At 34.1% G+C, this 11,732-nt stretch carries 9 protein-coding genes and 1 tRNA gene; 4 read left to right on the top strand and 6 right to left on the bottom strand.

Annotated features, from left to right (window positions below; genetic code table 11):
* Positions 1-8: 8 nt before the first annotated feature.
* The 4 genes from FGF67_RS12485 to FGF67_RS12470 are packed head-to-tail and all read right to left on the bottom strand — an operon-like array spanning position 9 to position 3,760.
* Positions 9-458, bottom strand: coding sequence for a sterol desaturase family protein (locus FGF67_RS12485; protein ID WP_139698081.1), 450 nt, complete (start codon positions 456-458; stop codon positions 9-11).
* 10 nt (positions 459-468) lie between these two features.
* Complete coding sequence (locus FGF67_RS12480; RefSeq protein WP_139698080.1) at positions 469-1,308, bottom strand: phytoene/squalene synthase family protein; 840 nt, start codon at positions 1,306-1,308, stop codon at positions 469-471.
* Positions 1,309-1,344: 36 nt separating this feature from the next.
* Positions 1,345-2,817, bottom strand: a complete 1,473-nt coding sequence (locus FGF67_RS12475) for a phytoene desaturase family protein (RefSeq protein ID WP_139698079.1) — start codon at positions 2,815-2,817, stop codon at positions 1,345-1,347.
* A 43-nt stretch (positions 2,818-2,860) separates the two neighbouring features.
* Complete coding sequence (locus tag FGF67_RS12470; RefSeq protein ID WP_139698078.1) at positions 2,861-3,760, bottom strand: MerR family transcriptional regulator; 900 nt, start codon at positions 3,758-3,760, stop codon at positions 2,861-2,863.
* 251 nt (positions 3,761-4,011) lie between these two features.
* On the opposite strand from FGF67_RS12470, the gene FGF67_RS12465 reads away from it, so the two are divergent.
* Positions 4,012-6,273, top strand: a complete 2,262-nt coding sequence (locus tag FGF67_RS12465; protein WP_139698077.1) for a tetratricopeptide repeat protein — start codon at positions 4,012-4,014, stop codon at positions 6,271-6,273.
* Between the two features lie 23 nt (positions 6,274-6,296).
* On the opposite strand, the gene FGF67_RS12460 is transcribed toward FGF67_RS12465, so the two are convergent.
* Positions 6,297-6,381 (bottom strand) — tRNA-Leu (locus FGF67_RS12460).
* A 440-nt stretch (positions 6,382-6,821) separates the two neighbouring features.
* Between FGF67_RS12460 and FGF67_RS12455 the strand changes: the two genes are divergently transcribed.
* The 3 genes from FGF67_RS12455 (at position 6,822) to FGF67_RS12445 (ending at position 11,119) form a co-directional block, all read left to right on the top strand.
* Positions 6,822-7,355 (top strand): inorganic diphosphatase, encoded by a 534-nt coding sequence (locus FGF67_RS12455; protein ID WP_139698076.1) that lies wholly within the window; start codon positions 6,822-6,824, stop codon positions 7,353-7,355.
* Positions 7,356-7,659: 304 nt separating this feature from the next.
* Positions 7,660-10,044 carry a sodium-translocating pyrophosphatase gene (locus FGF67_RS12450; protein ID WP_139698075.1) on the top strand — a complete coding sequence of 795 codons (2,385 nt, stop codon included), beginning with the start codon at positions 7,660-7,662 and terminating at the stop codon, positions 10,042-10,044.
* A gap of 79 nt (positions 10,045-10,123) precedes the next feature.
* Positions 10,124-11,119, top strand: coding sequence for an App1 family protein (locus FGF67_RS12445; protein ID WP_139698074.1), 996 nt, complete (start codon positions 10,124-10,126; stop codon positions 11,117-11,119).
* On the opposite strand, the gene FGF67_RS12440 is transcribed toward FGF67_RS12445, so the two are convergent.
* Positions 11,116-11,730, bottom strand: coding sequence for a deoxynucleoside kinase (locus tag FGF67_RS12440; protein WP_139698073.1), 615 nt, complete (start codon positions 11,728-11,730; stop codon positions 11,116-11,118). The two genes, FGF67_RS12445 and FGF67_RS12440, sit on opposite strands and share 4 nt — an antisense overlap.
* Positions 11,731-11,732 lie beyond the last annotated feature (2 nt).

Here is an 11,732-nt window from a genome sequence, read left to right as displayed (position 1 = left end):
ATAATCTGTTATTTTTTGAAATATTTGAAAGGTACAAATAGCATTCCGAAGCATTCACCATCATCTTTTCCTAAATGTTTATGATGTATTTTATGTGCTCGCCTTACGCCTCTGGCGTACCAGTTGTTGGCGTTCCTAAACATTTTAAATCGTTGATGAATAAATATATCATGAACCAAGAAATAAGATAGTCCGTATGCAAAAATACCTAACCCAATGGGCAGTCCTGGCCAGAAACTTGTATATTTCCATAATAGGAAGAACCCAATACTCACAATGGCATAAAAAATAAAAAAGGTGTCATTGCGTTCAAACCAGCTATCATGGTCTTTATGATGATGGTCTTTATGCAGGCTCCATAAAAAACCGTGCATAATATATTTATGTGTAAACCAAGCCATAAACTCCATAAAACAATAAGTGCCCAAAAAAATCAATATCCAATAAACAAAATGCATGACGTAAATTTTATAATAAATTTAGTTGATATTTGACATAACTTCTAGCTAAAAGTTCAATTTTTTTAGGATTTGAAACTCTAATTCTAGATTCTTTTATTTTTAAAGCAGGAGTACTTTTAAGTTTTTTCATGAGTTGACGGTAATAGCGATAGGCCATAAAAACACCAAATTTTGCTTCGATAGGTAGTTTTTTTATGCCTTGTAATCCTTTAGAAAAATCAGCTTCAATATCACCAATAATCTCTTTTTTAGATGTTTCGTCTAAGTTTTCTAAGTCGGTATTAGGGAAATACGTTCTGTTTAAACCTTCAAAGTCAGTTTTTAAATCACGAAGAAAATTAACTTTTTGAAAGGCAGATCCAAGTGCCATGGCAGTGTCTTTTAATTCTTCATATTTTTCAGTATCTCCCTTAACAAAAACCTTTAAGCACATTAAACCAACCACATCAGCAGATCCATAAATATAATTCCTATACTCGGTCTCTGTGAGATATTCTGTTTTATGTAAATCTAATTCCATGCTATGCATGAATGCATCAACTAAAGCTTTATCAATATTATATTTATGAAACGTGTGCTGGAAGGCATTTAAAATGGGATTTAAGCTCACTTTATGATGTATAGCAAGTTCTAAATCATCAGAGAACCTTTCAAAAAGCATTTCTTTATTGTAATCATGAAAACTATCAACAATTTCATCAGCCAATCTTACAAAACCATAAATATTGTAAATATCATTCCTTATCGATTTATATAGCATTTTGGTAGCCAAAGAAAAAGAGGTGCTATAGGTTGTTGTTACAAGCTTGCTGCTCTTGTAAGAAACGGTATCAAATAGTGCTTTCATAATGTTGGTTTTCTTTTTAAAGTTAAACAATTCCAATTAAACTAATACGCCAAACTGTTTTGAAATAAGGTTAGCCGCCAATTTTCCTGATATTAATGAAGGAGGTACTCCTGGACCAGGTACAGTTAACTGCCCTGTGAAGAAAAGGTTTTTTACCGTTTTGCTTTTTAATTTAGGTCTTAAAAACGCGGTTTGTAAAAGCGTGTTGGCCATACCGTACGCATTCCCTTTATATGAATTGTAATCTTTTATAAAATCATTGATACAAAAACTTTCATAAAACAAGATGTCTTCTGATACCTTTTGAGAGGTTACATGTTCAAATCGAGCTATTATCTTGTTAAAGTATTCTTTTCTAATGTTGTCATTGTCTTCTATACCTGGTGCTAATGGAATTAAAAAAATGCCTGCCTCTTTACCCTCAGGGGCAAAAAAATCATCTGTTTTACTCGGGAAACTAGCATAAAACAAGGGGCTTTCGGGCCATTTTGGATTATCATAAATGCTTTTGGCGTGGTTTTCAAAATCTACATCAAAGAACAGTGTATGATGATTTACATGCTTTAATGTTTTATCGAAACCCACATAAAAAAGTAGGGCAGCTGGTGCAAATGTTTTTTTAGACCAAAAAGTTTCAGAGTATTGTCGGTACGCTTTGTCCAGTAAGGTTTCAGTATGATGATAATCTGCACCACTGAGAACAATATTAGAATAAAACGCTTTACCGCCACAAATAAGTCCTTTTGCCGTTTTATCTTCAACAATTATACTTTCAATATTGGCGTTTGTTTTTATGGTTACGCCAAGTTCTTTAGCTAAATGTTCCATGGCTAGAATGACCTGATACATTCCCTTTTTTGGATGAAAAGTGCCCAAACCAAAATCGGCATAGTTCATAAAACTGTAAAAAGAAGGCGTGTCACTAGGTTTGGCACCTAGAAATAGCACGGGGAATTCTAAAATTTTAACCAGACGGTCATTTTTAAATTCTTTTCTTACATCTTTTTGAATGGTACTAAAAAACTGATTAATTTTTTTGATAGTATTTGGGGTAATTAACTCAAGTGGCGAAAGTCCAGGGTTGTAAACAAGGTCTTTTATGGCTATATCGTAGTTGCTTTTTGCATTTTGTATAAAGGTTGCTAATTTTTTAGAGCTGCCTGGTTCTTCATTTTCAAAAGCTTTAGAAATTTTTTCAAGGGTGTCTTCAATTGTGATGAGGTCATTTTTTCCAAAATATACACTGTAAGCAGGATTTAACTTTTCAAGTGTGTAGTAATCTGATGGTTTTTTATTGAAATCTCCAAAAAAGCGCTCAAAAACGTCGGGCATCCAATACCAAGTGGGGCCTATATCAAAGGTAAAGCCATCTTTTTTTAGTTGTCTTGCACGACCACCAATAGTATTGTTTTTTTCAAAAATAGTAACTTTAAAGCCATCTTGGGCTAAATAACAAGCTGCTGCAAGTGATGAGAAGCCAGATCCGATTATGTGAACAGTTGTTTTCATATTGTTTAACAAATATAAAAAAAAGATAAACAATATAAAATTTTTATAAAGCTTTTACTAAATTTTCGATAGAATTATAAATGGTTACCTTTTCAGGAAGATTGTCTATTTGTAAATCTTCAAGCTTTTTGCCTAATAATAGAAGTTGAGTCCTGTCTTTTTGGAGTAAGAGTTCGTTGAAATCTTGAATGTATTCTGGAATATCTTCGGGAGCCGGATTTACGGTAAAATAGGATATGAAGGTAACATCGTCATAAAACTCTAATAAATCACTTAAGCTTTGCATGGGTACACTTTCTCCCAAAAATATGGTATGGAATCCTCTACTTCTCAATTCATAATTAATAAACAATAACCCTATATCATGAATTTCATGATCTGGTAAAAATAAAACAAAGGTTTTTGAAACAGGTTTGGGTTCTAATAGTTGAAGGCGCTCAATGTTCAGCAAAATCTTTTGCTTTATATGAATAGACAAAAAATGCTCATGGGCAGGAGTTATGGTGTTGGTTTGCCATAATAATCCAATCTCATTTAATAAGGGTAAAAACACTGAGTAGAAAATCTCACTAAAGGTTTTGTTTTCTAGTAAGTTGTTATAAGTACTATAAAATAGGACTTGATCAAAATTAATCATGGCCATTTTTAAGGCATTAATGGCGTGGTCTTCAACCTGAGCTCGTGAAGCAATTTCTCTTACTTTTATTGGTATTTCCTCTTCCTTTAGTTCAGCAATTTTAGATATTTTTAACCCATTATTATTTAAATAAGAGATGTTTAATAGTTTTTGAAAACTTACTAAACTATAACTTCTTATATTAGTGTCTGATCTATTCGGTTGAAGTAAATTATAGCGCTTTTCCCAAATTCTAATGGTATGTGCTTTAATTCCCGTTAGGTTTTCAAGATCTTTAATACTAAAGTTTATCTTAATATTGTTCATTAAAACTTTATTTTTGTTAAACAAAATTAAGTAATAATTAAGTTATAAACTATACTTTTCTTTAAAATTTGGAACATTTTAATAGAATATTTAAGGATTTAAATGAATCACGCTATTTTTTGAAAGAAAAAATACACAATTAATACAGATGATGTTGGTAAATAAATTCAGAATTAATCTGTATTGATACACTATAGTTTTACCAAATAGGTTATTTTTAACTTTTATTTTATAGATAATTCTAAGAAACATTGAAGACTTTTAGTTTATGGTTTGTGGGTGCACTTTTAGCTGTACTGACATCGTGCAGAGAGGAAAAAAAAGAGTACATATCTGCCCAAGAACCTATTGAAACCGTATTTAAATCTACCGATAAAATTCCTGATAGTCATTTTTTAGGCGATGAGAAATGTAAAGCATGTCATGATGCAGAGTATAAACTATGGCAAGGTTCTCATCATGATAAGGCGATGCAGGAGGTAAAAGCTTCCACGGTATTGGGTGATTTTAATAATGTTACCTTTAAAAGTCAAGGTGTTACCTCTCGTTTTTATAAAAAAGGAGAAGATTATTATGTTAACACAGAAGGCCCAGATGGTAAGTATCATGATTATAATATTGTATATGTGTTTGGCATCACACCCTTGCAGCAATACATTGTTAAATTTCCAAACGGTCACTATCAATGTTTAAGAACCGCTTGGGATACCGAAAAAAATAAATGGTTTGATTTATATCCTGATTTTAAAGTGGTGCATTCAGAATGGCTGCATTGGTCAAGAGGCGGATTAAATTGGAATACTATGTGTTCTGATTGTCATTCAACCAATGTTAGAAAAAATTATGATTTACAAACACATAGCTATGACACTAAATATGCGCTTATCAATGTAAGTTGCGAGGCTTGCCATGGTCCTGGTAAAACGCATGTTGAACAAGTCAATAAATTAGGTGATGCTTATAAAGGTGCAGGAGACTTAAAAATGACTCCTGGCATTGATTCAGAAGAGTTGATAGACCAATGTGCTAGATGCCATATAAGACGAGAGCAAATTACAGAGTATTTTAATTTTGAAGGCTCTTTGTTAGATCATTATTTTCCACAGTTAATAGAGGAGAATCTGTATTATCCTGATGGTCAAATTTTAGATGAGGTATATGTCTATGGGTCATTTGTGCAGAGCAAAATGTATCAAAATGGGGTTATGTGTACAGATTGCCATAACCCACATTCATTAAAATTAAAATTTGAAGGTAATAAACTTTGTGCACAATGTCATGTGCCAGAGACCTATGATACGCCTTCTCATCATTTTCATGAATCAGGAACTGAAAGTGCTCAGTGTGTTAATTGTCATATGACAGGAAAGTATTATATGGGAAATGATTTTAGAAGAGACCATAGTTTTAGAATTCCAAGACCCGATTTAAGTTTAAAATATGGTTCACCAAATGCGTGTAAGCAATGTCATGACGATAAGGATGATGCGTGGGCTTGGGAAAATTACCAAGCATTGTTCGGGAAACCCAAAAACAAGCATTTTTCTGAATTATTAGCACCAGGTATAACAGGTGCAGAACATGGTATTGAAAGTTTAATGGAGTTGGTTCTCGATACTATTTACCCAGAAATTTCAAGAGCGTCAGCAGTAAAAAGCATGACCAATTATTTAAATCCAGAAGTGATTAACAACATGTTGCGTTTTCTTAATGACGATTCTGCCTTAGTAAGAGGTGCAACGCTTGATGTTTTGGGTAGTCTTGATTCTCCAGATTATTTAGAGTATTACTTACCATTGTTAAAAGATGAAAAACGTGCAGTAAGAGTAAAAACATTTTTTGCTTTAGGTGCTTTTGACGAACTTCAAATTCCTCAAGCCTATAAAGAGGTTTACAGCAAAGTGAAGAAAGAGTTTAATGCGAGTTTAAATGTAACGTCTGATTTTGTTGGAGGTAGAGTTAAACGGGCCAATTATGAATTAAAGAAGGGTAATTTGTTGGAAGCAATAAAATGGTATGAAAAGGCTCTGGAGATTGATAATATTAACAATATTGCTAGAACTAATTTAGCTAATTTGTATTACAGAAATGGTGATTTTGAAAAAGCAGAGCAAGCCTTTAAAACAATTATTAAGCAGGAGCCCGACTTTGGGCAAACCTATTTTTCATATGCTTTGTTGTTAGCAGAACTAAATAGATATGATGAGGCTATTGCACAAATGAAATTAGCTATAGATCGCATGCCAAATAACATTCGTCTTTATTATAATTTAAGTTTGCTGTATGATAAATCTAACGATTTAAAAAATGCAGAGAAATATGCGGCTTTAGGGTTGAAAAAGGCGCCTCAAAATGAGAGTTTATTATATATGTTGGCTTACGTATATTCTAAAAGTGGAGATATACAAAAGGCCACCAATGTATGCGAAACGCTTGTGAATCTATATCCTAATAATTCAAACTATGTTACCTTTTATAATCAATTAAGAGGGCAGTTGGCACAACAGAAATAAAGAGGGGTGATTTTGTTGTAAAGTGCGCACGAGAAGATTCGAACTTCCACATCCTAAACGGATACTGGCCCCTCAAGCCAGCGCGTCTACCAATTCCGCCACGTGCGCTAAAGTGAGCCGCAAATATACAGAAGTTTAAAACTTTTTAGCAAATGCTTGTCATAATTTTTATATCAAAAAACACAAGTTTGTTTGTAAAGGTGTTACAGATCTTTTCTTTTAAGAATCAATTACTTGAGTAGAACGTTTTTATGATTGAATATTCTAAAGGCTTGGGTAAAGTTAAAGAAAAACATTTTTGTTCTGTTGGTCACGATATTAAAAAGACCAACATTGGTTCCTTATGAAGTTGATAGTTTGATAAACTACAAGCTAAAAAATATCAAAGAAGTATTAAATTTGTAATAACTTTAATTTGAGTTTATCTTATTGTAAAATCTCATAAAACAAGAGTATTTACTTGCTTTAAGGAGAAGCGTTCAGTACATTTGTGAGCTTAAAAGTAAGGAGGAATACCCTTGCTGATATAGATGAAAAATAACAATACTATGAGTGAAAAGAATAAGAAACCAGTAACATTTGATGTCTTAATAGAAATACCAAAAGGAAGTAGAAACAAATATGAATACGATTTTGCTTTACACAAAATTCGATTTGATCGTATGTTGTTTTCATCTATGATGTATCCTGGAGATTATGGGTTTGTTCCAGAAACATTAGCTTTAGATCAGGATCCATTAGATGTATTGGTTTTAGGACACCAACCAACTTATCCAATGGTAGTTATGGAAGTTAGACCAATTGGTGTTTTCTATATGACCGATGAAAAAGGGCCAGATGAAAAAGTAATTTGTGTGCCTGTTTCAGATCCTATTTGGAGTAAGAAAGAAGATATATCAGATTTGAATCCCCATCGATTAAAAGAAATAGAACATTTCTTTCAGGTTTATAAAGATTTAGAAAAGAAAAAAGTAGATACAGGAGGTTGGGGTAATGCTGCTGCTGCTGTTAAAATTTATCAGGAATGTGTAAAGCGTTATGAGGAAAGTGATCACAAAAGAAAAAGAACCTTTACTATCTAAAAGAATATTTATGAATTATAGGAGCCATCTTTTCACTAAGGTGGCTTTTTTATTAAATTTCGTGACTATATTTTTAAAAATCACAGATGTTTTCAGGAGTAAAGCCTGTGTGTTATAGTGTTTTTTGTTTAAAAATCCTTAATATTTAGGCAAAAAAACTGACGTAAATCATAGTATTAAAAATATTATAATTTAAGGTAGGTTTTGGTGCGCAATCTTTAGTGTTTTGAGGTTTTTTTTATCACATTAATTTCCATACTTTTGAAATCGAAAATGAATTTTTTAAATAACTAATTGATTGAAAATGGAATTAATCGTGAAATTTTTACCGCTATTTGGGGTTTTAGCCTTGGCGTTTGTTTTTATTAAAAGTGCATGGGTCACCAAACAGGATCAGGGTGATGACAGAATGAAAAGAATTGCCAAAAATATTGCAGATGGAGCTATGTCTTTTCTCAAAGCCGAGTACAAAATATTGTCAGTCTTTGTGGTTGCTGTTGCCATCCTGTTGTATTTCAAAGGGAGTTCTGAAGCAGGGTCTAATGGTGTAGTGGCAGTGTCTTTTATTGTAGGTGCTATATGTTCTGCGTTGGCAGGATTTATTGGAATGAAAGTAGCCACCAAAGCTAATGTTAGAACCACAAGTGCCGCCCGAAATTCTTTAGGTAAAGCCTTAGAAGTTGCTTTTGCAGGAGGAGCCGTTATGGGGCTTGGAGTTGTAGGTTTAGGCGTTTTAGGTTTAAGCGGATTATTTATGATTTATAGTGCTCAAGGTTGGGGAATAAACGAAGTGCTTAATGTGCTTTCTGGATTTTCACTGGGAGCATCATCTATAGCCTTGTTTGCGCGTGTTGGCGGAGGTATTTATACCAAAGCAGCCGATGTTGGTGCTGATTTAGTAGGTAAAGTTGAAGCGGGTATTCCTGAAGATCATCCTTTAAATCCAGCGACTATTGCTGATAATGTAGGTGATAATGTGGGTGACGTTGCAGGTATGGGAGCCGATTTGTTTGAATCCTATGTAGGGTCTATCATTGGTACGATGGTCTTAGGAGCCTTAATTGTTACACAAGATTTTAATGGTTTAGGAGCTGTGTATTTGCCGTTGGTATTAGCGGCCGTTGGTATTGTTATGTCTATTGTGGGAACCTTTTTTGTGAAAGTAAAAGATGGTGGTTCACCACACAAAGCGTTAAATCTAGGAGAATTTGGTTCTGCAGGGTTAATGGTTGTTGCGTCATATTTTATTATTCAAGCGTTTATTCCTGAAACTTTTACATTTAAAGACGTTGATTATACTTCTATGGGGGTGTTTTGGGCAACTATAGCTGGTTTAGTAGCAGGATTACTTGTTGGAAAAGTAACAGAATATTACACAGGAACAGGAACTAAACCTGTAAATTCTATTGTAAGACAATCGGAAACAGGTGCCGCAACCAATATTATTGCTGGTTTAGGTATAGGAATGATGTCTACCATGATTCCCATCCTATTGATTGCCGCAGCTATTTTAGTGTCTCATTATTTTGCAGGATTATACGGTATCGCTATTGCGGCAGTAGGTATGTTGGCTAATACTGGAATTCAGTTAGCTGTAGATGCTTATGGTCCAATTTCTGATAACGCTGGGGGTATAGCAGAAATGGCTGAGTTACCAAGTGAGGTACGTGAAAGAACAGATAAATTAGATGCAGTAGGAAATACTACAGCGGCTATTGGTAAAGGATTCGCTATTGCTTCAGCGGCATTAACGGCATTGGCTTTATTTGCGGCCTTTATGGAGACAGCAGGCGTAAAAGCAATAGATGTATCAAGACCTGATATTATGGCTGGATTATTGGTTGGAGGTATGTTGCCTTTTGTGTTCTCGGCGTTATCAATGAATGCGGTTGGACGTGCTGCCATGGCCATGATTGAAGAAGTAAGAAGACAGTTTAGAGACATTCCTCAATTAAAAGCAGCGCTTGAAGTGATGCGTAAGTATGATTCTGATATGAGTAAAGCATCTGATGCTGATAAAAAAATATTTCATGAGGCGGATGGTGTTGCCGAATATGATAAGTGTGTGGCTATCTCAACACAAGCCTCTATTAAGGAAATGGTATTACCAGGTTTATTAGCTATAGCAGTACCAGTAGCAGTTGGATTTATTGGAGGTGCCGAAATGTTAGGAGGATTGTTAGCAGGGGTAACTACCTGTGGCGTTTTAATGGCTATTTTCCAGTCTAATGCTGGAGGTGCTTGGGATAATGCTAAGAAAACCATAGAAGAACAAGGTAAAAAAGGAACAGATGCTCATAAAGCGGCTGTAGTTGGAGATACTGTAGGTGATCCGTTTAAAGATACTTCAGGTCCTTCTTTAAATATCTTATTGAAATTAATGTCGGTTGTAGCTTTGGTAATTGCTCCTAGTTTAGTAGATGATGATGTTGTTACGGCCTTTGTAAAGGATGTTAATCAAACAGAGGAAGTTGCTGTTTCAAAAGAAGTAAAAGTAGAAATGAATAAGAATGAAGATGGTACCGTTGAAGCTGTAAAAACAACCGTTACTACTGAAAATGGCGAAACCGTTACCACTTATGAAACATTTAAAGGAACAGAAGCAGAAGTAAAAGCTAAGATTCAAGAAAGTGAAAAAGTGAGTAAAGTATTTACCACCGTTCTTCATAAAAAAGAAGCAGGTTGTTAAAACCTATATTAATAGTTTGATTTTAAACCACACTTTTTAGTGTGGTTTTTTTGTACTTTTATTTTCAATAGCAACGCCAATGTTTAAAAGAGACCCGCTTCAAATTATTGCTTTTCATACGTATGGAACAACAAAGCGTATTTACTTAAGAGGGAGAGCTTTAGAAGATGAAAATATTAATTTAGAGCAAAAAGGCGCACTGAAACTCTTTATAAATGCATGGAAGCGTTTTGAAACTGATGAAGTGAAACAGGCACAGCTTCGAGTGAAACTTGGGGAAGATAGATTTTTTTATACACAAACCGACCATAATGGATATTTTATAATTGATGAAACGGTAGAAGATATTAAGTATTACGCTAATACAGAAGGCTGGGTTAAACTTGAATTTTCATATCAATTAGAAAAGCTTTCAAGAATCATTCAATCAGATAATAGGTTTCCAGGTGAAATGCTTATTCCTTCAGAGCATGCTTCGTTTGGAGTTATTAGCGATATTGATGATACTATTCTGCATACGGGGATTGTTTCTGTATTAAAATGGCGCGTTTTGTTTAATACCTTACTTACTTCTGCAGGAAAACGAATACCGCTAGAAGGAGCTCCTGAGTTTTATCATTTATTGCATCGGGGTAAAACAGGACAGGAGGCCAATCCTATTTTTTATGTGAGCCATAGCCCTTGGAATCTTTACAGATATCTAGAATTTTTTCTCACAAAGAACAACTTTCCTAAAGGACCAATCATATTAAGGAGTTTTCCAAAGCCTTTTTCTACACGCAAAGGCGAAAAACCTCAAAAGCAAAAGGAGATTATTAATATTTTAAATACGTATACGTCCTTAAAATTTATTTTGATAGGCGACATCGGAGAACATGATCCTTACATTTATCTGGAAATTGCAGAAGCATATCCTAATAGAATACATGCTATTTACTTAAGGAGTGTAAACCACAAAAGAAAAATGGCACGGATAAAAGCGCTTTTTGAAAACTATAAAACTATTCCGGTGTTACTGATAGAACATCCCGACGAGGCAGTAAAACATGCCAAAAAATATGGGTTTATTCGTTAAAACAAGCCGTGGATTTCAGCATCAATTTTATTGATAATTAACCCTAAGTCTTCCGGATTGTCAACAAAATCAAGATGATCTACATCAATAATTAGCAGCTTACCTTTGTTGTACCCATGAATCCACGCTTCATAGCGTTCATTCAATCGGCTTAAGTAATCAATGCTGATAGAATTTTCATAATCACGCCCGCGTTTATGAATTTGAGATACCAAATTAGGAATACTACTTCGTAGATAAATTAAAATATCGGGACCTTGTACTAAAGATTCCATAAGCTCAAAAAGTGAGCTGTAATTTTCAAAATCACGGTTAGTAAGTAAACCCATAGCATGCAGGTTGGGTGCAAAAATATGGGCATCTTCATAAATAGTTCTATCCTGAATGATGTCTTTTCCGCTTTCTCGAATTTGTAAAACCTGACGAAATCTACTATTTAAAAAATAGACCTGTAAATTAAAACTCCAACGTTCCATTTGGTTATAGAAGTCGTCTAAATAAGGATTGTCAACCACATCTTCAAGTTGCGCTTCCCATTTGTAATGCTTTGCTAACAGTTTAGTCAAAGTTGTTTTTCCGGCTCCAATATTTCCAGCAACGGCAATATGCATAG

Origin of the sequence: Allotamlana fucoidanivorans, from assembly GCF_006265225.1 — a bacterium.
GTDB lineage: Bacteria > Bacteroidota > Bacteroidia > Flavobacteriales > Flavobacteriaceae > Allotamlana > Allotamlana fucoidanivorans.
Note: the sequence above shows the minus strand (reverse complement) of the source record. Positions and strands in the feature narration are given on the sequence as shown.